The 22,270-nt window shown below is 41.7% G+C and carries 24 protein-coding genes and 2 tRNA genes; 3 read left to right on the top strand and 23 right to left on the bottom strand.

Annotation, left to right across the window (positions count from 1 at the left end; genetic code table 11):
- Positions 1 to 6 precede the first annotated feature (6 nt).
- The 15 genes from ftsE to argS all read right to left on the bottom strand — a co-directional run bounded on the left by ftsE (position 7) and on the right by argS (position 16,017).
- Positions 7 to 687 carry a cell division ATP-binding protein FtsE gene (gene ftsE, locus PHC85_01910; GenBank protein MDD5032849.1) on the bottom strand — a complete coding sequence of 227 codons (681 nt, stop codon included), beginning with the start codon at positions 685 to 687 and terminating at the stop codon, positions 7 to 9.
- 10 nt (positions 688 to 697) lie between these two features.
- A complete protein-coding gene (locus tag PHC85_01905; GenBank protein MDD5032848.1) occupies positions 698 to 1,576 on the bottom strand; it encodes a PCRF domain-containing protein in 879 nt (292 codons plus the stop codon).
- 26 nt (positions 1,577 to 1,602) lie between these two features.
- A tRNA-Thr gene (locus PHC85_01900) sits at positions 1,603 to 1,675 on the bottom strand.
- 7 nt (positions 1,676 to 1,682) lie between these two features.
- Positions 1,683 to 1,755 (bottom strand) — tRNA-Thr (locus PHC85_01895).
- Positions 1,756 to 1,766: 11 nt separating this feature from the next.
- The gene (locus PHC85_01890; protein MDD5032847.1) at positions 1,767 to 2,564 is read right to left on the bottom strand and encodes a TatD family hydrolase; all 798 of its coding nucleotides are present in this window, start codon (positions 2,562 to 2,564) and stop codon (positions 1,767 to 1,769) included.
- A 3-nt stretch (positions 2,565 to 2,567) separates the two neighbouring features.
- Positions 2,568 to 4,109, bottom strand: coding sequence for a methionine--tRNA ligase (metG, locus tag PHC85_01885; protein ID MDD5032846.1), 1,542 nt, complete (start codon positions 4,107 to 4,109; stop codon positions 2,568 to 2,570).
- 5 nt (positions 4,110 to 4,114) lie between these two features.
- Entirely contained in the window at positions 4,115 to 5,167 is a 1,053-nt protein-coding gene (locus PHC85_01880; protein ID MDD5032845.1) for an AI-2E family transporter, read from the bottom strand.
- Entirely contained in the window at positions 5,167 to 6,453 is a 1,287-nt protein-coding gene (locus PHC85_01875; GenBank protein ID MDD5032844.1) for a pitrilysin family protein, read from the bottom strand. Before PHC85_01875 ends, PHC85_01880 begins: the two co-directional genes overlap by 1 nt.
- Before the next feature lie 75 nt (positions 6,454 to 6,528).
- Positions 6,529 to 6,765 carry a hypothetical protein gene (locus tag PHC85_01870; GenBank protein ID MDD5032843.1) on the bottom strand — a complete coding sequence of 79 codons (237 nt, stop codon included), beginning with the start codon at positions 6,763 to 6,765 and terminating at the stop codon, positions 6,529 to 6,531.
- Between the two features lie 39 nt (positions 6,766 to 6,804).
- On the bottom strand, positions 6,805 to 8,151 hold the full coding sequence (locus PHC85_01865; GenBank protein ID MDD5032842.1) for a glycine--tRNA ligase: 1,347 nt from the start codon (positions 8,149 to 8,151) through the stop codon (positions 6,805 to 6,807).
- A 20-nt stretch (positions 8,152 to 8,171) separates the two neighbouring features.
- Entirely contained in the window at positions 8,172 to 10,100 is a 1,929-nt protein-coding gene (locus PHC85_01860) for a hypothetical protein (GenBank protein MDD5032841.1), read from the bottom strand.
- A gap of 31 nt (positions 10,101 to 10,131) precedes the next feature.
- On the bottom strand, positions 10,132 to 10,698 hold the full coding sequence (recO, locus tag PHC85_01855; GenBank protein ID MDD5032840.1) for a DNA repair protein RecO: 567 nt from the start codon (positions 10,696 to 10,698) through the stop codon (positions 10,132 to 10,134).
- A gap of 3 nt (positions 10,699 to 10,701) precedes the next feature.
- A complete protein-coding gene (locus tag PHC85_01850; protein MDD5032839.1) occupies positions 10,702 to 14,064 on the bottom strand; it encodes a class I tRNA ligase family protein in 3,363 nt (1,120 codons plus the stop codon).
- Positions 14,065 to 14,160: 96 nt separating this feature from the next.
- Positions 14,161 to 14,460 carry a hypothetical protein gene (locus tag PHC85_01845; GenBank protein ID MDD5032838.1) on the bottom strand — a complete coding sequence of 100 codons (300 nt, stop codon included), beginning with the start codon at positions 14,458 to 14,460 and terminating at the stop codon, positions 14,161 to 14,163.
- 15 nt (positions 14,461 to 14,475) lie between these two features.
- Entirely contained in the window at positions 14,476 to 16,017 is a 1,542-nt protein-coding gene (argS, locus tag PHC85_01840; protein MDD5032837.1) for an arginine--tRNA ligase, read from the bottom strand.
- Positions 16,018 to 16,099: 82 nt separating this feature from the next.
- On the opposite strand from argS, the gene PHC85_01835 reads away from it, so the two are divergent.
- Both PHC85_01835 and PHC85_01830 read left to right on the top strand, forming a co-directional pair.
- Positions 16,100 to 16,645, top strand: coding sequence for an adenylyltransferase/cytidyltransferase family protein (locus PHC85_01835; GenBank protein MDD5032836.1), 546 nt, complete (start codon positions 16,100 to 16,102; stop codon positions 16,643 to 16,645).
- 10 nt (positions 16,646 to 16,655) lie between these two features.
- Positions 16,656 to 17,483 (top strand): deaminase, encoded by an 828-nt coding sequence (locus tag PHC85_01830; GenBank protein ID MDD5032835.1) that lies wholly within the window; start codon positions 16,656 to 16,658, stop codon positions 17,481 to 17,483.
- Between the two features lie 31 nt (positions 17,484 to 17,514).
- Here the strand turns inward: PHC85_01830 and PHC85_01825 are convergent, their stop codons facing one another.
- From PHC85_01825 to secE, 8 genes are all read right to left on the bottom strand, one after another.
- A complete protein-coding gene (locus PHC85_01825; protein ID MDD5032834.1) occupies positions 17,515 to 17,949 on the bottom strand; it encodes a hypothetical protein in 435 nt (144 codons plus the stop codon).
- Positions 17,946 to 18,797 (bottom strand): thymidylate synthase, encoded by an 852-nt coding sequence (locus PHC85_01820; GenBank protein MDD5032833.1) that lies wholly within the window; start codon positions 18,795 to 18,797, stop codon positions 17,946 to 17,948. Before PHC85_01820 ends, PHC85_01825 begins: the two co-directional genes overlap by 4 nt.
- Before the next feature lie 124 nt (positions 18,798 to 18,921).
- The gene (gene rplK, locus PHC85_01815; protein ID MDD5032832.1) at positions 18,922 to 19,347 is read right to left on the bottom strand and encodes a 50S ribosomal protein L11; all 426 of its coding nucleotides are present in this window, start codon (positions 19,345 to 19,347) and stop codon (positions 18,922 to 18,924) included.
- Between the two features lies 1 nt (position 19,348).
- The gene (gene infC, locus PHC85_01810) at positions 19,349 to 19,864 is read right to left on the bottom strand and encodes a translation initiation factor IF-3 (protein MDD5032831.1); all 516 of its coding nucleotides are present in this window, start codon (positions 19,862 to 19,864) and stop codon (positions 19,349 to 19,351) included.
- A gap of 36 nt (positions 19,865 to 19,900) precedes the next feature.
- On the bottom strand, positions 19,901 to 20,248 hold the full coding sequence (gene rplT, locus PHC85_01805; protein MDD5032830.1) for a 50S ribosomal protein L20: 348 nt from the start codon (positions 20,246 to 20,248) through the stop codon (positions 19,901 to 19,903).
- 5 nt (positions 20,249 to 20,253) lie between these two features.
- A complete protein-coding gene (locus PHC85_01800) occupies positions 20,254 to 20,454 on the bottom strand; it encodes a hypothetical protein (protein MDD5032829.1) in 201 nt (66 codons plus the stop codon).
- A 27-nt stretch (positions 20,455 to 20,481) separates the two neighbouring features.
- The gene (gene nusG, locus PHC85_01795; GenBank protein ID MDD5032828.1) at positions 20,482 to 21,075 is read right to left on the bottom strand and encodes a transcription termination/antitermination protein NusG; all 594 of its coding nucleotides are present in this window, start codon (positions 21,073 to 21,075) and stop codon (positions 20,482 to 20,484) included.
- A gap of 15 nt (positions 21,076 to 21,090) precedes the next feature.
- Positions 21,091 to 21,276: a preprotein translocase subunit SecE gene (gene secE, locus PHC85_01790; GenBank protein MDD5032827.1), complete on the bottom strand. Its 186-nt coding sequence runs from the start codon at positions 21,274 to 21,276 to the stop codon at positions 21,091 to 21,093.
- 201 nt (positions 21,277 to 21,477) lie between these two features.
- On the opposite strand from secE, the gene PHC85_01785 reads away from it, so the two are divergent.
- Positions 21,478 to 22,221 (top strand): hypothetical protein, encoded by a 744-nt coding sequence (locus PHC85_01785; protein ID MDD5032826.1) that lies wholly within the window; start codon positions 21,478 to 21,480, stop codon positions 22,219 to 22,221.
- Positions 22,222 to 22,270: the final 49 nt, after the last annotated feature.

Raw genomic sequence — 22,270 nt, 5'->3', positions numbered from 1 at the left:
AGAAATTTATAATACATATCTGCCCTTTTTATCATCCCGCACCACGCGGCCTTTTTCAAGCGTGATAACTCTGCGGCTAAGCGAATTGATTATATCCTTATTGTGAGTGGTTAAAATCACGGTAGTTCCAAGTTCATTTATTTTTTTAAGAAGCTCTATGATTTCCTGAACATTCAAAGGGTCCAGGTTCCCGGTCGGTTCGTCCGCCACAATCACGTCCGGCCTGTTTATGATGGCGCGCGCTATCGCTATTCTCTGTTTTTCGCCCCCGGAAAGTTCGCTCGGAAAATGAAAACTTTTTTCAACAAGACCGACAACTTCCAAAACCTGAGGAACATCTTTTCTTATTTCCTCTTCGGTTTTCCCCGCGGCCTGCATGGCAAAAGCTACGTTTTCATAAGCGGTTTTTGTGGGAAGAAGGCGGAATTCCTGAAATACAGTTCCTATTCTTCTTCTTAATACATGGAGGTCTCCCCTTGGAAGAGAATGGATATCTAAAGAATCAAGAAATATTTTTCCGGCAGTCGGCCTTTCTTCCGCCAAAAAAAGTTTAATCAGAGTGGTTTTTCCGGCGCCGGATTGTCCGACAATTGAAACAAATTCTCCTTCTTCAATCGAAAAATCCACGTCTTGAAGAGCTGTTGAAGTATCGGAATAAACTTTTGAAACATTATTAAAATAAATCATGGATTGTATTTTACGGCAGATTTTTCTCCGCCTCTATAAATTCTTCCAAATTTCCGGCCAAGACTTCGTCAACTTTTACCGTTTCCACGGCAGTTCTGTGATCTTTTACCAATTTGTACGGATGAAAAACATACGAACGTATCTGGTTCCCCCATTCCGGTTCCATTTTGCCGGTAATTTTAAGCGCGTCTATTTCTTCTTTTTTGTATTTTTGGTAAAGGCTGAACAATTTTGAACGCAAGAGCTCCTCCGCCCTGTCTCTGTTCCTTTGCTGAGACCGTTCCGAGTCAACATGAACGTTTAATCCGGTAGGTTTATGTTTTAGTCGCACCGCCGTTTCCCTTTTATTTACGTTCTGGCCTCCTGGTCCCGACGAACGCGCGAAATCCACTTCTAGATCTTCCGGCCTTATTTCTATTTCCTGCCGCTCCACTTCCCTGGGCAAAATTTCAACAAGCGCAAAAGAAGTATGACGCAAATTTTTCGCGGAAAAAGGAGACACTCTTACGAGACGATGCACGCCCATTTCTTTTTTAATGTCTCCGTAAACTTTTTTGCCCAAAATTTCGAAAGTGATATTTCTAAGACCGCCGGTGTCGTTTCTGTGTTCATGAAGAATCTTAAGCCCCCATCCTCTGCGTTCGGCCAATTTCTGATACATCTCAAAAAGTATTCTTGACCAATCCTCCGCGTCCTCTCCCCCCGCTCCGGAATAAATGCTCGCCACCGCATCTCCTTTATCGTATTTATTAAGCGAAGACAAACGCTCTTTCAAAGCGTTTATTTCCTTAAGAACCGTCCGCGCTTTTTCTTTGTCTGACCAAAAATCGGGTTTTTGAAGTTCGCTTTCCAGTTCTTCCAATTTTTTCTTTGTGCTTTCAATATCCATTTTATCAGAAGTTCATCTTTAACAAAAGCCAGAGGGGAGATTCGAACTCCCGACCTACGCGTTACGAGTGCGTTGCTCTGCCAACTGAGCTACTCTGGCATTCTTAAGCCGAGAGGGAGATTCGAACTCCCGACCTACTCCTTACCATGGAGTTGCTCTGCCAACTGAGCTATCTCGGCGTACTTATACCTTAGATTTTCAGACCGAAAAAATCAACCGCATTTTTTAGCATCTTTTGTTCCGTTTCTTCAAAACCAATTTCCTTTATCTCCGCTATTCTTTTAATTATTTCTTTCACAAAAACCGGCTCATTGCGCCTGCCTCGCCACGGACTGGGCGCGGCGAAAGGAGAATCTGTCTCCGCCATTATTCTCTCAAGCGGCATATTTTTTATAACTTCGTCGTAATCGCGAGAGAAAGTAATCGGACCGGCAAAAGAAAGAAAAAATCCGAGTTCAAGATATTTTTTCGCCTGCCGCCAGTTCCCCGAAAAAAAATGGATGTTGGCTCTTACGCCCGGATAATCGGACAAAATTTTCAAGACTTCATTATGGGCCCGACTCGCCTCGGCAAGCCTCGGCAAGTCGAGGCGGGCTTCACGGCAATGAATCACCAGCGGTTTTTTTAATTTAATCGCGATTTCTATCTGTTTTCGGAATAATTCTTCCTGCAATTTTTTATCCCCCAAACCTCGGTAATAATCCAATCCGCATTCTCCAATCGCCACGATCTTATCGCTTTTTACAAGCTTTAAAAAATTATCCCAGTCAATATCTTTTTCAGCTTCATGAGGATGGATACCCGCCGAAGCGAAAATAAAATCGTAGTTCTGAGAAAGCTCTACGGAACGCAGGGAGCTCTCCAAATCCGCTCCGATATTTATCGCGAGCATATTTTCTTCAACCATCCGGCCGATAACTTCTTCTCTGTCCTTGTCAAATTGCTCAAAATCCAAATGGCAGTGTATATCTATAAATTTTGGCTGCATAAATCACAATTTTTTCGGAAAAAGATTTTCAACCGGAGTTACTGAAAAATCCTGCCAACTTTTTTTGGATGCCAAAACGCCGAGCGATTTCATTATTTTCTCGGCGGTTTCCGGCATAAACGGATAGATAAGCCAGGAAATATTGGCGATACCGTCCAAAAGACTCCATAAAACTACGGAAGTTTTTTGCGGGTCTGTTTTTATAAGTTTAAACGGTTCGTATTGCTGAATATAATTGTCCAAAAGCGATACTGCCGAACCGGCATGCTCCACAGCTTCATTTATCTTCATGTCAGACATCAATTTTTCATATTCCGGCCAAACTTGATGTTCAAAAATATAAGGAAGGGAAAAAGTTTCTTCTCCTTTTTCCTTTAGCGGCACCGCGCTTAATGACGCCTCGTCGGGCTTAATGACTTTTCCTTCAAAATACGACAAAGCCATTTTTACTATTCTCGAGACGCAATTTCCAAGGCCGTTCGCCAAGTTGGCGTTGTAAGAAATTTTGAATTTTTCTTCCGTAAAATCGCCGTCTTCAAAAGGAGAAATTTCCCGCAAAAGATAATGGCGCAGGGAATCGGCGGAATAACGGCTTATCAAATCAAAAGGGTCAACGACGTTGCCGATTGATTTTGACATCTTTTTGCCGGAAACATTTATAAACCCGTGAACCAGAAGCGCCTTCGGAAGAGGCATCTCTGCCGAAAGAAGAACCGCCGGCCATATTACGGCATGAAATCTTAAAATATCCTTCGCCAAAACGTGCAAATTCACCGGCCAAAATTTTTGAAAAAGACTGTCATCGCCGCGGCCAAAACCTAAAGCAGAAATATAATTCGCCAAAGCATCAAGCCACACGTAAATAATTTGGCTCGGATCAGCCGGCACCGGAATTCCCCATTTCACGTCCCGCGCCGGGCGAGAAACGCTTATGTCCGAAAGCCCGTCGTTTATAAAAGAAAGTACTTCGTTTTTTCTGCTGTCCGGAAAAATTTTCATCTCTCCTTTTTCAATGGCGTCTTTTATTTTATCGCCATATTTTGAAAGACGGAAAAAATAATTTTCTTCTTCTATTATTTCGGGTTCCTTCCCGTGATAAACGCATTTTCCATCCACTAAATCTTTTTCCGTAATAAAAGCTTCGCATCCGACGCAATAAAGCCCTTTATACGTGCTTTTGTAGATATCGCCATTGTTGGCAAGAGTCTGCCAAAGTTTTTCAACCCCGGGCCAATGTTTTTTCTCGTCAGACGTCCTGATAAAATCATTTAGAGAAAGATTAAGCGCGGTCGCCAGGGCGCGAAAACGTTCCGAATTTTCATCCACAAAATCTTTTACCGGAATATTTTTCGCGTCAGCGGCGCGACTGACTTTCGCTCCGTGCTCATCAGTGCCGGTGAGAAAAAAAATTTCTTTTCCCGAAAGATAATTATACCGGGCCAAAGAATCAGCCAAGACAGAAGTATAAGCGTGTCCTATGTGAGGACTTGCGTTTACGTAATAGATCGGAGTGGAAATGTAGAAACGGGATTTCGCGTCATCCATATCCTTTATTTTGTCGCAATCGGGTGTTTTTTTGCCGCGACATCGTTAAAAAATTCTTTCAAGACGGTTGCGAGCGGAACAGCCAAAAGTATCCCCAAAAAACCGCCCAGCTTGCCTCCCACAAGAAGAGCCAAAATCACGAGAGTGGGGGGAACGCCTACTATTTTTTTCACGACAAGAGGATAAATAAGATGATTTTCAAATTGCTGTACGATTATAAAAAGGATGGCGACTTCCAAGGCAAGGGTCGGACTTTCCAAAAAAGCCACGGCTATGGGCGGAATAGAAGCAAGGACCGGTCCGAATATCGGTATAATTTCGAAAACTGCCGCGAACAAAGCGAAGGACAAAGAATATTCCACGTCCAAAATTGTAAGTCCCAAAAACACCAAAACACCAACTAAAATTCCAAGAAGTATCTGCCCCTGCATCCAAAGCCCGATTTTTGTTCGCGACCTTTGCCACAAACCAAGAATATAATCTTCGTATTTTATAGGGGTGACTATCTTTAGAAAATCTTCAAGCCCGTCCTTTTGCACTGAAAGATAGAAAGAAAGAACGATGAGAAGGACAAAAGACATCGCTCCCCCGAAAACGCTGGCGGTTGTTTTGAAAAATCCGGAAGCCACCTTGCTTATCTGGCTCTGAAATTGCACGAAAATCTCTTGGAAGAGAGAGGCGAGAGAACCGTCGGAAGACGACGGCGCGAGTGAAATAATTTTTTGAAGGAAGGTAGGATTCTGGAAAAAAGCGGGGAGAGAAGAAATAAAATTGGAAATTTCTGAAATAAAATTCGGGACGATAAGATAAAAAGTGGCGCCCAGAACAACGAAAGCCGCTACATAGATGAATATGACGGCAAAAACGCGGGGAATTTTTCTTTTTTCAAACCATTCCGCTCCCGGCTCGACAGCCGAAGCAACGACTATGGCGAAAAGGATCATCGCAACTATATCGCGTATATAATAGAGAACAGCAATCGCTATCACCAAAATAGCGGTTTTTATTATCGTACCAAAACTTATCTCCACTATATTTTTTTTATGCTGTTCCGGCATTATATTCTTGAAAATAATTTTTTGTAAAAATCTTCTTTTTGTTCCGGATTAGAATGTTTCCCTATCACTGTCATGCTGATTTTATCCGAAACGAAAATATCATTCGCTATCTTTAGGATATCATTTTTGCTCGTCTTTTCAATCTTTTTAAGAATCTCTTCCGGCTGGAGAATTTCGTCGTAAAAAATCTCCTGGCCCGCGCAAAAAGACGCTATTTCATCGGAAGTTTCAAGCTTTAAAGCCATCTGACCCCGGGTATAACTTTTGGCATCTTTTAATTCTTTGTCCGAAACTCCTTTCAATTTTATCGATTTAAGGACTTCGATGATTTTTTTGGAAACCGCTTCCAATTTTTCATGCGGTATGCCGCTTCCTATTCCGAAATAACCGCAGTCAAGAAACTGCTCCGCAAAAGAAAAAACATAATAAGCAAGCCCGAGTTTTTCCCGTATTTCCATCCATAGACGAGAAGAAGAATTTCCGCCCACAATTAAAGAAAGAAGCCCCAAAGGATAGCGCCTTTCGTCAAACATATCGTAAGCGCGAATTCCCAAAGCCAGATGAGTCTGGTCGGAATCTTTGTAAATTATTTTCGCCCTTGTTTCCTTGTTCGGCAAAACAGCTTTTTCAGCCGGTCTATTTTTCCCTTTTTTAAACCCGCCGAAATATTTTTCTATTTTTTTAAAAACGTCCTCCGCTTCAAAATCTCCAGTCGCGACAATAATGGTATTTTCAGACAGATAATTTTTATCGCGGTAATCAATTATGTCTTTTTTGGAAATTTTTGAAACAGTTTCTTTGGTTCCGGCAATATTCCAGCCAATCGGCTGGTCGCCCAAAATTACGTTTTCCAAAACTTCCCAAACTCGGCGGCGGGGTTCGTCTTCATACATGCTTATTTCCTGAAGTATCACCCCCCTTTCCTTTTCTATTTCTTCCGGCTTAAAAACCGGGTTCAAAAGCATGTCAGACACAATATCACAGCCTTTATCAAAATCTTTTCCTGAAGATTTTATCCAAAACCCGGTTGTTTCTTTGGAAGTGAAAGCATTATGGGCGGCTCCCATCCTGTCCATTTCCGTATGAATTTGACCCATCTTCGGACGCTTTTTGGTTCCCTTAAAATACATATGCTCCAAAAAATGAGAGATGCCGTTTATCTTCTTGTTTTCATTGCGCGAGCCTGTTCCGACCAAGGCCAAAAGAGTGGACGCTTCGGAGTTCTTCATCGGCGCGGCTATTATTTTGAGCCCATTTTTTAAAGTTTTCTTTTTGAAATTTATCATTTTCTAAAAATAGCACGAATTAATAAAATAAAAAACGGGCCCGAAAGCCCGTCCTATATTGTTGAACTGCGCCTGTCACGCAAAGACAGGAGGCCCGTGCTGAACCTGAATGACTTCTCCGTTTTTCAGAAAAAAAGCTTCCTTAACGATAATCTCCGCAACTAGCGCTTCTCCGGTATCTTCTCTTATGAAATGGAAAAGTCCGCACGCCTTGCAAGGAAAAGCGTTTGAAGAAGGAAAGGCGCTTATCCCTAAGGCTTCCGGACGGCTCAAGTCTAAATCGTTATTGCAAAAAGAACATTTTAACGGCATTTTTTTCCTCCTTTTTTCCAAAAAGATATCGACAAAAGTTTACTTCAACCTTTCCTGAAAATATGCCGAAATTTCTTTTATGTCAATTCTCTCCTGCTTTCCTGTATCGCGGTCGCGAATCGTCATCGTGTCGTTTTCCAAAGTTTCAAAATCTATAGTTACGCAAAACGGAGTGCCTATTTCATCCTGCCTCCTGTATCGTTTGCCGATATTCCCGTTATCGTCAAACATAATCGCTCCGAACTCATCTTTCAAAATTTTATAAACTCCTCTCGCTTTTTCTACCAAAACCGGTTTGTTCTTCAGAAGAGGAAAAACCGCTGCTTTGACAGGCGCCAGTTTCGGAGAAAGTTTTAAATACGCCCTAGTCTCGCCTCCTAGTTCGTCTTCGGTATAGGCCTCAAGCAATACAAAAAGAAAAGCCCTGTCAACTCCGCCGGAACATTCAATATCCCAGGGAATAAACCTTTCCTTTGTCTCCTCGTCGTAATAAGTCATATCTGTGTTTGAATATTCGTTGTGGCGCTTCAAATCCCAATCTCCCCGATGGTGAAGCCCCCAAGCCTCTTTCCATCCGGCGAAAGGGGTATCGTATTCTATATCCCAAGCATCTTTGGCATAATGAGCGCGTTCATCCGGCGCGTGCTGACGCAGACGAAGATTCTCTTTTTTAAAGCCCAAACCAAGGTACCAATCAAAAGCGAACTGTTTCCAGTACTCGTATTGTTTTTTGCCTTCGGCCTCATCGGGCTTGATATAATACTGCAATTCCATCTGTTCAAATTCACGCTGACGGTAAAGAAAATCTCGCGGCGTGATTTCATTTCTGAAAGCTTTTCCGATTTGTCCGATACCAAACGGAATCTTCGGATGCATTGAATCCAAAACGTTTTTGAAATTGACGTGAACCCCCTGGGTAATTTCACCGCGCAAATAAACTTGAGTGGCGGATTTTTCCGAAGCGCCAAGCCTGGTGCTGACCAACAGATTAAAAACTGTCGGCTCTGTCCATTCCATTTTGGTTTTTTCGTTCTTGTGAAGTTTCTCGTGGTCAGCTATCGCTTCCGGTTGGTCGGCCCGCACCCTTTCATGGCAAATTTTGCATTCAACAAGAGGATCCACTAATCCGGCGACTCCCGTATGCCCCGATGCCTCCCAGACTTTAGCCGGCATCAAAATGGCGGCACCCATACCGTAGACGTCTTCGCGCTCAATAATAAATTTCTTCCAAAAATACTGCTTTATGTTGTGGCGCATCTCGACGCCAAGCGGTCCGTAATCATAAATGCCGGCGAGTCCTCCGTAAATTTCCGAGCCCGGATAAACAAACCCCCGACGTTTCGCGAGCGAAATTATTTTTTCCATTTTATCCTGTTCTTTTGCCATTTTGTTTTTATCTAAAAATTTTATTCTGAAACTTTTCCTAAATTCTGGTTCGCCTGAACCTCGCTTATGGAACCGATGTCCAAATCATTTGCCGAATCGCGAAGAGGCAAATCCGTAAAAGTGTCCCTGCCTTCCAAAGAAATTTGAGAAACAAGCGTCGGCGTGGAACCCATCTGATTTAACGCCGGAGTAAAAGATATTTTGAAAGCTGCTTCTTTCGCGGGTTTTAAAAGACCCGTTCCCGCCTCAACAACTCCCAGTTTCCAAAAAACTTCTCCTGTCGACGAATTAAAGCTTATATCGGCATCCGAAGGGCTTACCGTTCCTGTCCATGATATATATGAAGGAAGAACCGCCCGCACAACTGCGTCGCGAACATCATTATACAGATTAGAAACGGAAAAAACCACGGTATAAGTCGTCGCTTCTCCGACTTTCGGCGGAAGCGGACCCGTATTTGCAAAAGGACCCGAACCTCTCAGCACTTTTGCCGCAAGCTGAAGCTCGGAAGAAATTTTTATTTCCTTATCGGCAATGCTTTTTACCACGGAACTTTCACCCGACTCGCTGTTTCTCGTCCCAGACATTTCCGCTTCCATTTTTATGGAAAAATTCCTGTCTGACGACGAATTAACGGGAAAAACATTTTTCAGAAGAAAAGAAAAGTCGACAACGCCTTCATCTCCGGGGGAAAGCGCCGCAAATTTATTAAAACTGGAAGAATTCCAAACGATAGAATTTCCAGAAGCGCTATAATCCCCGCCTTGGACGGAAAGCGTCCTAAAATCAACGGCTTCGCTTTTTAAAACCACTTTTATGGAAACGTCCCTTACTTCGTCCGGCAAATTATTTTGCCAAGGAATTGAAACAGAAAGAGATTTTCCTCCCGCCCCGGAAATCGATTCAATATCTTTGCCGTTAACAAGAAAACCCAAATTTAAAAATGGCTTTTTGATTAAGACGGCTGTGGCGGCGGAACCAAGCAAAGAAGCATCGTCATCATTAACCCCCACCGACGCCCTAAAATTCGCTTCGCTCATGTCCTGACCTTCCAAAATTCCTTTTATCTTAATACTTCTTTTTTCTTGCGGATTCAAATCGCCCAAAAGCCACGAATTTTTATCTTTATAAGGCTCCGGCTCCGCGCTCAAAAATTGGAAACCGGGAGGATATTCTATTTTAAGCAAGACATCTTTCAGGGCGACGCTGCTGTTTGAAACACACTCTACTTCTACGGCGATTTCCTGTCCGGAGTCAGTTTCCTGAGGCATATTAAAAGAAATTCCTACGGGGGAACGTGAGATCCTGGCTGTTTTTGTTTCGGTCTTGGCAAAAATCGCGTTTGAACCCTCCACTCTGTATTCAAGAGTTATGACAACCTCTTTTTGATCATCTTCCTGCCCCACAAAAATTAAAGCGACTTCCTCGTCTCTTGTCTGCCCGGGAAGTATTTCTCCGAAAGCGCGCCTCTCTCTTGAAACATTTTCTCCTTTCACGGACAAAGAACCAAGAGGATAATCAATGATTAAATCCGCCAATTCAAGTTTTGATTCGTTTTTATTGGTCAAAAGAACTCTCCATCTTGTGGGAACTCCGGACTCCACATTCGGAGAACCTTCAATAACCATATCTATATTTCTTGAAGACACTATATTACCCAAAGAAAAAACTCCGCTGATTCCAAGCGCGACAACAACAGCGAACGCCAGAAAAGCAAACGCCAAAGTGAGAATAATGGTTTTTTTCTTTTTTCCGATTTTGGGACCCATTAAATCTTCTGTTCCCCTTAGTTCGCTCTCGGGAAGCGGTTTTTTAGAAATTCCGTCCTGCCAATATGTCTTGATGTCCGGTTTGTCCGATTCCGCGTTTTTCCTCTTCACGCGGTCATCGAAATTTCCGTTTCCCCGATAAAGCCGCTTTTTAAGTTTGTCCAAACTGTCTCCGTTCATTTCTTTAAATTATATCATGGGAACGACTTTTTTACAGATGGCTATTTTCCAGACCGCGTTTGAAAGAATCAACAAAAAATTTTCTGTTTGGCCTGACATCTTTCAAAGAAAAATCTCCGGAATAAACATTTCTGTCGGCATAGCCCATGTGACCAAGTATTTTAAGCCCGGTATAGACAAAAAAATCATTTATATCTTCTGCTCCGTATTTTTCTTCTTCAATTTTTTCCAAAAAATCTCTAGTCTCTTTCCAAAGAGCCGCGTCTTCTTCCTGACCCTGAAGCAATCTCTCAAGCAAAGCAAAAAATTTCAGAACACATTGAAATTTTGCCGAATCCAATTTGGTATTTCTCAAAACTTTAATTTCCTCGGCATCAATAATCCGCCATAATCCGTTTTGCGTGGGAATAAAAGACAGCCTTAAAACGGCAGGATGTGAAAGATTATAGCGGAGTTTGGATTTTAAAAGCCGGACACCCCGGCTAAACGCTTCAATTCTCCCGAAATTTTTGGTAAAAACGGAAAAACTTCTGTCGGCTTCGCCGACATCCCGTTTTTTTAAAACCACAGCTTCGCTGGTATAGACGGAATAAGCCATAAATTATTTTTCGATTTTTATCCTGAAGCTTGATTCGCCTACTTCAAATTTTTCGCCTTCTTCAAAAGAAACAAATTTTATTTCCGACAAATTGGTCGCGGATTTTATCTTTTCTTCAAACCCGCTCATAAAATCTTTGCCTCCGGCATCCGTATCAACCGCCAAAATAATTTTGTCAGATTGAACAAACCCGGCTTTTTTGCGCAAATCCTGTATCGCGCGGGTTATTTCCCTTAACATCCCCTCTTTTTTCAGCTCGTCGGTAATTCTTGCATCAATTTTATATTCCTTGCCGAATTTTATTTCTTTTACATTAAGCTCGTCTTTTATCAACGCGGAAAATTCGGCGCCAAATTTATTCGGCGTTTCAAAAGATGAAAGCGGCTGGCGCACTTTTATTCCAGATTTAAGCCGCAAGTCCAAACCGACTGAAACGTCATTTCTGACCCTTGCCATTTCTTCCAAAATTTTTTCATCGTATTCTTCGTCAGCCTTTGTCCAATTTTCCAAATGAACCGATTCTTTTTCTTCGCAAAGTTCTTTATAAACAGCCTCCGCGGAAAATGGCGCGAAGGGAGCCAGAAGTTTTGAAACTGAAAGCAAAACCTCACCAAGCGTTTTTTGGGCGGCGGCTTTATCTTTTTCGTCTTCCCCCTTAAATCTTTCACGAGAACGTCTTAAATACCAAACAGACAAATCGTTTATAAACGCTTCAATTTTTCGAGCGCTGGAGGTTATATCGTATTTTTCCAAAAGATCGGTTATCTCAATTTCTGTTTTCGCCAGATAATTTAAAATCCATTTGTCCAAAACGTGCGCCGGTTCTTCCACTCCAATTTTTTCCGGCTGCCCAGCCGCTGAAAACATTTTGTAAAAAGACAAAACATTAAAAAGCGTCGTAAACATCCTCTTTGAAAGCTTCAGGTCATTTTCATCAAAACGCTTCTGCTCTCCGGGTTGGTTTACGGTGTAAAGATACCACCTCACGCTGTCAGCTCCGTATTTGTCTATCATTTCCCAGGGATTTACGACGTTCCCCTTGCTTTTGCTCATTTTTTGCCCGTTTTTATCAAGAACATGCCCGAGGCAAATAGCGTTTTTGTATGGCTCTTTAAAGCCGAGCATCGTGGAAACCGCGAGCAAAGTGTAAAACCATCCGCGCGTCTGGTCTATGGCTTCGGAAATGAAGTCCGCGGGAAAAAGTTTTTTATCATCAACCAATCCTTTATTTTCAAAAGGATAATGAACCTGAGCAAACGGCATTGACCCGGAATCAAACCAGCAATCCATAACCTCCGCCGCTCTTTTCATATCCGCTCCGCATTCGCATTTCAATTTCACTTCATCTATAAAAGGCCTGTGCAAATCAACGGGTTTTGAATAAACTATTTTCGTCTCACCTTTTTTCGGATACCAGCCGCGAAACGAATCCATTAAATCTTCGCCGCGGCAAAGGCCGTAAAAAATCTGAAGCGGGTCGCCATGAGAAACAACCGCAATATTTTTGTTTTTGTGTTTTTGATTTATTTCGCTTAAAAATTCTTCAAATCTTTTCCTCACGTCTCTTCCGCTTTCAACTCCGCGTACGGTTTCGCCCGCGCGAGATTCTTTCGTCGGATAAATACTATGAAGCTCTTCAATTTTTTTGTTATTGAATTCTCCAAGCCCTGTTTCTCTTAGCCGTTCGTCAAAAATAATTTCAAGCCCAAGCTTGTCCGCTATTATTTCCGCTGTTTCTTTTGTCCTTAAAATCGGCGAAGCATAAATAAAATTTATTTTTTCATCCTTTAAGATTTTTGCTAATTCTTTAATTTGATCCCTCCCTTTTCCCGTAAGTGGGTACTTCTCCGTTTCTGGCATTGAATTTCCAACTCCCTTCAGCGTAGTTTCCGCTTCTCCATGCCGCACCAGAAAAATTTTATTCGGGTTTCCGAACTCTTCGCGGATTTCATCTATTGAACCCGCTATCTTTCTTTTGCCGCACTTTTCGCATTCCCAAACCGGCATCGGAGTTCCCCAATATCTTTCTCGGGATATTGCCCAGTCTTTCGCGTCTTTTAGCCACTCGCCAAACCTTCCTTCTTTAATATGTCCGGGGATCCAGTTTATTTTTTCGTTATTTTTTACAAGCTCGTCGCGAAGTCCGCTCATCTTGAAAAACCACGAGTCTTTGGCGTAGTAAAGAAGCGGAGTTCCGCATCTCCAGCAAAAAGGATAATCATGAGAATAATTTTCGGTTTTAAACAAAAATCCGCGAGATTCCAAATCGGAAATAATTTCTTTGTCAGTGTCTTTTACAAATTTTCCTTTCCACTTCGGCACGCTTTCATTGAAAGTTCCGTCAGAATTAACCGTGTGAAATTTCGGAAGCCCAATTTTTTCTCCGAGTTCATAATCGTCTATCCCATACATTACCGCGGTGTGCACCACACCGATGCCATCTTCGGTTGAAACAAAATCAGCAGAATAAACTTTAAAAGCTTTTTCAAAATTCGGCGTATTTTCGGGGATCGCGCCCGAGAAAAGAGGTTCGTATTCAAGACCGACGAGGTCAGCGCCTTTCAATTCTTCCAAAATTTCGTATTCGCCATCAATAGCAGCCAATCGTTCCTTCGCTAAAATTAAATTATCTCCGGCATCTTTATTTTTAATTTTTACGTACTCAATATTGCTTCCAACCGCAAGAGCCACGTTTCCCGGCAATGTCCAAGGAGTCGTTGTCCACGCCAAAATATAATCATTTTCTTTGCCTTTGATTTTAAATCTCGCATAGACCGATTCTTCGCTTACATTTTTATACCCCTGCGCGACTTCATGAGAAGAAAGCGCCGTGCCGCAACGCGGGCAATTTGGCACCACCTTGTGTCCTTTGTACAAAAATCCTTTCTCATCCGCCTGTTTTATAATCCACCAAAGCGTTTCTATATAATCCGTCTCATAAGTGATGTACGGATTTTCCAAATCAACCCAAAATCCGATTCGTTTTGTTATTTTTTCCCATTCGTCTTTATACTCCCAGACGCTTTCTTTGCATTTTTGATTGAATTTTTCTATTCCATATTCTTCAATGTCTTTTTTACTTTTAAGCCCTAATTTTTTCTCGACTTCAAGCTCCACCGGAAGGCCATGGGTGTCCCAGCCGGCTTTTCTCAAAACACGAAAACCCCTCATTGTTTTGTAGCGAGGTATCAAATCTTTAAAAGAGCGCGCTTCAATATGATGAATGCCCGGCTTGCCATTGGCAGTCGGAGGTCCTTCATAAAAAACAAAATCGCCATTAACCGCTTCTTTGCGAAGCGTTTTTTCAAAAATCAGGTTCTTCTCCCAAAACTCCAAAATCTTTTGCTCTCTTTCGGGTAAATCCATTATTCATTCATACTATTAAAAAAAGCCTTTTTTATCAATAAAAAACCGCCACCTTAAACAGGTGGCGGGAATGACCGCGCGCAAAATTGCGTCATTTTATACTCCTTCCATGCCGATCCCAACCATAATGCCCAGCAATGTGGCCAAAAAGATAATCAGTCCTAGTGTTTTTTTGCCATCTTTAGTCGCCAGCCACGCGGCAAGAATAAACACAAGCAGAAGAAGCAAAAAAATGAGAGCAAGCAAAATACGCGGCAGATTTGCCCCAAAAACGGCGCCGTGGACAAGAAAACCCTGCAAAAAAAATCCGGCGATACAAGATAAGGCGAATATCGCGAAAAGCCCGCCTTTCATTTCCGCTAACTCTTTTTTCAAAAGACTAAACCCTATATTCATACATGCCTCCTTTCACTACATTTTTTCCGGCGCCGAAATTCCAAGTAATCCTAACACTTGTTCCAAAAGACGTCTAGAAACGGAAACCAACAACAATCGAGAGTTTTTTAGCTCATCTCCTTCCGCTTCAAGCACGCGGACATTTTCGTAAAAATCGGTAAAAGCGGCGGCAAGTTCATATATATAAGTAGTCAACCGATGAACCTGATAATCCCTTGAAACACTCTCAATCATTTCCGGGAATTGGATAAGCTTCAGCAATAATCTCCTTTCCTGCGGTTCTGTTAAATTTTGAATTTCAATTTTTTCGTTTTTAAGTCCGGCCTCCGATTTTTTTAAAATATTGCTCATCCTCGCGCCGGCGTACTGGATATAATAAACGGGGTTTTTCTTTGACTGCTCTTTTGCAAGCTCCAAATCGAAATCCATGTGCGTGTCAGGAGAACGCGTGAGCATAAAATACCTGAAAGCGTCTTTGCCGATTTCTTTTAGAACATCGTCAACTAAAACATATACTCCTTCCCTTTTTGACATCCGCGCAGCAGCGCCGTTTTGAAAAAGCCTGACGAACTGCATTAAAATTATTTCAAATTTGTCTTTATGCCCCAGCGCATCAATGAATCCTTTTACGCGCTTGACATCGCCATGATGATCTGCGCCCCAAATGTTTATAACACGGTCAAATTTCCGTTCCTCAAATTTATTTTTATGATAAGCGCAATCAACGCCGAAATAAGTCGGTTCGCCGCCAGTTTTGATTAAAACCCTGTCTTCGCTGTCCCCGAATTTTGTCGCCCGAAACCATAAAGCATCGTCCTTTTCATAAGCCAAATCTTTTTCTTTAAGCCACCTCATTATTTCTTCAACTTTCCCGGTTTCTCGAAGCTCTTTGCTCTCCGAAAACCAGACATCAAAATCAATCCCCATTTCGGAAACGGTTTTTTTGATGCTTTCCAAAATTATGTCCGCGGCTTTTTTGCCGACTTCCAGGGGCTCTTCGCCTCCTAATTTTTTACCAAGTTCATCTATATATTCGCCTTTATACTCAGCCTTGTCGTCTTTCAGAACAGAATGGCCCAAAATTTCTATCTGATTTCCCGCGTTGTTTATATAATATTCTTTGACGACTTCGGCGCCGGCTTTTTTAAAAACATTTCCTAAGACATCGCCAAAAACTCCGCCCCGTCCGTTTCCCAAAGTAAGAGGGCCTGTCGGGTTCGCGGAAATGAATTCCACCTGAATTTTTTCACTTTTCAAAAAATCAAATTTTTCTTTCAACGCGAATTTCAATCCATCTTCAATTCCTTTTTCCGAAAGCCGAAAATTAATAAAACCGTTTCCGGCCACTTTTATTTCTGAAAAAAGTTCTTCAATTTCTTTCGATTTGGCAAGTTCATCTTTCAATTTCTCCGCCTCGTCTTTTCCTCCAAGAAACAAACCCGCGTTGGAAGAATAATCGGAAAATTTTCCGTCCCAGGAAACATTGAAAACGGCCTTTTTATCAAAGAGTTTCAAAACCGCCTTTTCTATTTCTTGTCTTAAAATTTCCCGAAGCATAGATTTATTCTAATACTTGACTTAGAAACCTACAAATTGATAGTATGCAGCCAGAATACAAAGGCAAAAAGGAGGATAGGCTATGGAAATTTTTAGAGATACGGCGGAAAAGAAAATAGTATTGGACATTAACAAATTAAAAACACTAACCCAAACTCTCAAAGACACTCTCGGTTATAAAGTGGTAATCACGATTGGCACATGGGACATGCTTCACATCGGACATCTTAGATATTTGATAGAAGCAAAAAAGCAAGGTGATGTCTTGCTTGTGGGCGCGGACACGGACAGGGCCGTCAAACTTTACAAAGGTCCTCTAAGACCGGTCATTCCTCAAAGCGAAAGGATGGAGATGTTAAGTTATCAGCACTGCATTGACCTAATCACTCTGGTAGATGATATAGACGAAAAAGGAGAATGGAAATATCAACTTATCAAAGAAATTCAACCTGACATTTTTGTGGCAGAAGAAGAAAGTTACCCACAGAAGCAGCTGGATGATATCCGGCAATTCTGCAAAGAAGTAGTCGTGTTGGAAAGACAAGCAAAAAGCACTTCAACCTCGATGAAAATTCAAGACACCCTTAAAAAACACATTGAGTCTTTTTTGACAAACCTCAAGGTTTAAGGAGTCGGGCATGAAAAAGATCATCCTTCTTTATGTGCCTGTTCTGCATAATGGATATATAGAATTCTTTAAAAGACACTCAGCTGGCGCCGAAACAATTTTCATCGTAGGGGATGAACTGATTCAAGAATTTTTAACTCTTCACAAAGAGATCAGGCAAGTTAATCCGGCTTTGATGAAAAAAATTATTGAATCAATTTCCTTCAAAAAAATCGAGGTGCTCACTCCAAAAATCGCGGCTGGTATAAACGGAAAGAAAGTGATAACGGCAACAGACACTGTTTCTTCTATGGTTGCAGAAAGATACCTCTCTAAGACAAACAAAATAGAGCACGACACAACTTTTCTCATGTGGAGCAGCGAAAATGTAAACTCTTCAGCAGAAGTAAGCTGCGATCTGGTATCCTGCCGAAAAAGAGACCGAGAAATAATGGCGGAACTGAAAAAGGAAGCAGAAAAAAGTTCTTGTTGGTGGAGAAGAACCGCTGCCGCTTTCGTCAAGAATGGTAAAATACTGGTTAAAGGCCACAACGAGCACTTGCCGTCTGAATTCACTCCTTATTCCTTGGGAGATCCGCGAGATTTCATTGAAGCAGGAAAAGACAGCCATATTGCCTCATCGCTTCATGCTGAGCAAAAAATAATAGCCGTGGCTGCAGCCAAAGGTATAAAAACGCAAGGAGTATCAATGTATAGTCTGATATTTCCTTGCCCTATGTGCGCGAAGCCAGTTTCTTTTTCCGGAATCCAACGGCTTTATTTCCAAACCGAACATGCTTCTTTAAACGGCTTGGAAATGCTGAAAGCAAAAAAAATAAAGATCATACAAGTAAAATAAAATCCTTACCCCCTAGGGGGTAAGGATTTTTCTATCCAATAGGAAACGAAACGCTTTTCCTTCTTTTAGGAACAATAAGATGAGCATGTATATGACAAACAGTCGCTCCTGTATGCGCCGTTTTCCCAAAACGCATGGCTAATCCACCACCGCTTATTTTGAACTCCCCCGACGCCCATTTTACTAAAAATAAGATGTCTTTCATGTCGTTGACATTCAATTCTCTGACACTTTCTTTATGAGAGTTCTTTATTAAAACCAAATGCAATCTGGCATTTAGATAAGGCCAGCTTGATTTGGTTATAAACCAATCTCCTCTTCTCTTAAGAACTGGATGTTTGTGGTATCTGAAATTGTCAGGACAAAAAGGACATTTACCTTCTTTTTCTATGGAAAAAATAACTTTCTCATAGTCCCCTTTACCTTTGGAAAAACGCGGATCAACTACTTTTGTGTTTTTTCTCATAAACGAACCTCCGGCTCAAACCAAGACAATTCTTCGGCTTTTTTCCCTATCATTTCCAATCCGTAAGGAATATTGTCTCTATAAAAATGCAGGTCTTTAGAAATAGCAATAAGCGGACCATCTTCAAGGTTGAGGCAAGAAGCCATATATTCTTTAACCAACTGCAAACCTCCGTAATTTTGAGGAAAACCCGCCCACGCGTCTTGCGAGCGAAAATAGCAGCAAAAATACAATCTTCCGTTTTGAACCCATGTATCCACGCCCCTCAAACACTGGGAGCTCACTTCTATCCGCAAGTCTTTATTCCATGTATTAGTTATATGCCTGCTAAAAATCAGTTTTCCCGATGTCCTGTCTTCAACGGCTACAAACTCCGTGTAATCCACTTCTCGATTGTAAAACAAGAAAGATTCCGGCCGGCCAACAACCATATGACAACATGCGTTGCCAAACCCATACCTTTTATAATACTTAATAACTTCTTCCACTTGCCACCACAAATCCTCGCCATAAGTATAATGCTCATTCGGCTGTTTTTCCCGGGAAAGAAGATACTTCATATATTCCTGTATAGCTTCTTCTGTTGTGGGTGCCGGGACATTTTTACCTTCAGGTATGTAAGGAGCAAGAGGCCTTACTGAAGGCGTATGCATTTCAACCACTAACGGCATCGATAGTCTAAAATTTCCTTCAAAATCCAGGCTTCCAGAAGTAATATCGTATCTTCTCCCTCTTGTAAGTATTTCCCCAAGCATCAAAAACCAACACCAGCTTATGGTATTACCGACAATTTGAGTAAAGATAGGTTTAAACCTTGGGTCTTTTAAAGAATTTTTGCTTTCTTCCATATCTCTTTTCTCCTTTCAAAGAATTTTTTTTCTGAGATAAAGTTAGCAATCCCCGAAAAATAAAACAAGTCCGCCCCGGCAAAACGCCGGGGCGGACAACAGATCACACCAAAACGAAATTCGACTATTGCTCCACTTCTATCCCCATGGAACGGGCAGTGCCTTTAACAATACGTTCCGCGCCTTCCACGTCATTAGCATTCAGATCTTCCATCTTGCGCTCTGCAATAGAACGCAGCTGCTGTTTATTTATTTTTCCGACTTTCTTTATATGAGGGGCTCCGGAGCCTTTCTCAATTCCGGCAGCTTTTCTAAGCAGGTCCGACGCGGGAGGAGTTTTCAATTTGAATTCAAAAGTCCTGTCCGTGTAAACGGTAATTTCAACCGGAATAATATCGGTTCCCTTGTCCCTCGTGGCTTCGTTGAACTTATTCACAAAATCCCCGATGTTCACTCCGTGCTGACCCAAGGCGGGACCAACCGGAGGCGCGGGGTTCGCTTTTCCCGCTGGAATTTGAAGCTTTAAAATTGTTTTAATTTCTTTTGCCATATTATTTTATTTTTTCTATTACTATATTTATGCCTCTCGGGCCGGTTTTTACGTCCTGGAGAATTTTGTAATTTTCCGCTATCAAATTCAAAATCCTGTCAAACCTCCCTCTTAAAAAATTCTTTTCAAGATATTTTTCACGCCCTTTCAAAAAAAGCTCCACCCGCACGCGATTCCCTTTTTTCAAAAATTCCGATGCCTGGCCGGCTTTCATTTCAAGGTCGTGTTCCGAAGTACCCAGATGGATTCTTACGTTCTTCATCTCCGAAAAATCCTGCCCGCTTTTTGCCGATTCTTTTTCTTTTCTTTTTTCGTTATAAAGGAATTTTCCGAGGTCCATTATTCTGGCAACCGGAGGAGCGGCATTGGGCGAAATTTCTATAAGATCTAGCCCTCTGTCTCTCGCCATCTCAATCGCTTGGCCAGTTTTAACCACGCCAAGATTTTTTCCCTCTTCGTCCAAAAGGCGCAATTCTAATCCGTTTATTTCATTATTTATTCTCGGTCTTTTTTGCAATTTCTGTTTTTGTTTTTTATTACTCCGCTGTTTGTTTTATTTAATCGCCTCTTTTACCACTTGTTCGAAAACTTCCGGCCTGTTCTCCGCCAAATCCGCCAAAATTTTCCTGTTTATTCCGATATTGGCCTTTTTCAGAAAACCCAAAAATTTGCTGTAAGAAAGGTCGTGTTCGCGACTGGCAGCATTGATTTTAATCTGCCAAATTTTTCGGAAATCTCTTTTCTTTTTCCGCCTGTCGTGAAAAGAGTGAAGATACGCGTGAGAAAGCGCCTCTTTCGCGGCGCGCTCTTTTGATTTTCTGCCCCACAAATATCCCTTTGTCTGTTTTAAAACCTTTCTCCTCCTCTTTAATGAAGTTGTTCCTCTTTTTACTCGTGTCATATTGATTAACTAAACGGCAGATAATGCTTCATGTTTTTTTTGCTGCCGATATTGAAGCTTTTTAATTTTTTTCTCGGAAGCTGCTTGCTCCTGCTTTCTTTGGCATTGAAATGTCCCATGCCGGGACCGCGCTGAAGCACCTTGCCTGTTTTGGTAATTTTTAATCTCTTGCTGTATGATTTGTTTGTTTTTCCGACTCTGCTCATGGCTTATGGCTGATTCTTAATTACTATTTATATCTTTTTTACCTGTAAAAAATCAAGTTCAACAGGGGTTTCCCTTCCGAACATGGAAACCAGGATTTTTATCTTGCCCCTGCTTTCATCGGTTTCGCTTACTCTGCCTTCAAAATCCTTAAACGGACCGTCGACTATTTTTACCTGTTCGCCCACGCTGATATCCGCCTTATACTTAGGCTCTTTCGCTCCCATTCTCTGAAAAAGATTATCTATCTCGTCTTCTCTTAATGGAGTCGGGGTCGTGCCCGAACCGACAAAACCTGTTACCCTCGGAGTATTTCTCACGACATACCACGAATCATGCGTTACCATCATCTCGACAAGAACGTATCCGGCGTAAAGTTTTTCTTCAACGATATTTCTTTTACCCCCTTTAATTTTTATTTTTTTCTCCGTCGGGACAACCACGTTAAAAATCTTGTCTTCCATTCCAAGCGATTCTATTCGCTGTTTTAAATTGCGGACAACCGCGTCTTCGTAGCCCGAATAAGTATGTATGGCATACCAATACCGGCCTTCCTGTTTCGGCTTTGGGTTCTCGCTCTTGGAAACATTTGTCTCCGGCGTTATCGCATTGTTTTCTTCCATATATTTATGAAAAAACTAAAAAACAAATTTCTCAAGAAGAAAGGTAAAAATCGTGTCAAAAAAACCGAGGAAAGCCGCCACAAGAAGCGAAACGCCGATAACAAGCAGGGTAAAATTAACCGTTTGCTTTTTTGTCGGCCAGTTCACGTATCCAAGTTCGGCTTTCGTGCCTTTCAGATAATTTACTAACTTCTCAAACATATTCTAAAACTTCTTTTTATTAAAAAAGCCCCCTTCCGGGCTTACATTTGTTATTTCCTATTATATACAAGTAATCGCGTTTTGGTCAATACCGGAGTTTTTTCTTGCTCTTGACAAATCAAGATTAAAAATGTATTATACAACAAGATATTTCGCCGATTTCCGGCTTTGACAAAATACGCAAAACAAAAAAGGAGGGGTATGAACATGCTAGCTAGCATCTGCGAATGGCTTTGGGGATGGCCGATGGTAATTCCCGGTTACTTCGTTTTCATCCTTGTTTTAATGGGGATGATGGTTGATTTTAAAAACCCTAAAGACGAAGATGGCAATTGTAGATTTGTCGCCGGACACATCTTCCGGTATTGCTTTCTTTTTAATGCCGGAAGCAAACATTTCGACCTTTTTTCCTGGTTTGGCCCAAAAGAGGACTCGATCCCCTTTAGCCTCTGCAAACTCTACTGGGGATTGTTTTTAGGAACTTTATTTTTTGCGCTGCTTTTAACTCTTTCCGCCATCGTGGCGCTGCCGGCGCTTTTTTTTGGAAGACCTCTTATCATCGACTACAACAAAGGGCTTCTAAAATTTCATCCTCTCTGCCGGTTTGGGAAAGACAGCAAAAGAAAGATGTGGTTAACACCGGCTGAGGCATGCTTAACGGCACTTTGCGTGCTTTTAGTTTGGATGCTTTTATTCCAAATAGGTTGGCCTCTCTTAAAACTCGGTTTCTCTTCTGTTGTGTTCGAGGACATCTGGTACAAAATCGGCAAAGGTATCCTTATCCTATGCGCCGGCGTTTGGTCAGGAAAAAAGATACTAAAAAACAATGATAAAGTAGAAAAGGCATGGAGAAATACTGCAAATTTCTTCATTCCGATAAAAGAATTTCTCGCGGCGATTTACAAAGAAGCCTGCCCGAGAATTACGGTGGTTAAAAAATATTAGGCCAAAAACCTAAACAAAAGACGGGGCAAAACTCCGTCTTTTTCTATGC

The organism is Candidatus Paceibacterota bacterium, assembly GCA_028711505.1.
Taxonomy (GTDB): domain Bacteria; phylum Patescibacteriota; class Minisyncoccia; order JAHISW01; family Tagabacteraceae; genus JAQTSC01.
The sequence above is the reverse complement of the archived record's forward strand: the minus strand, read 5'-3'. Positions and strand labels throughout refer to the sequence as shown.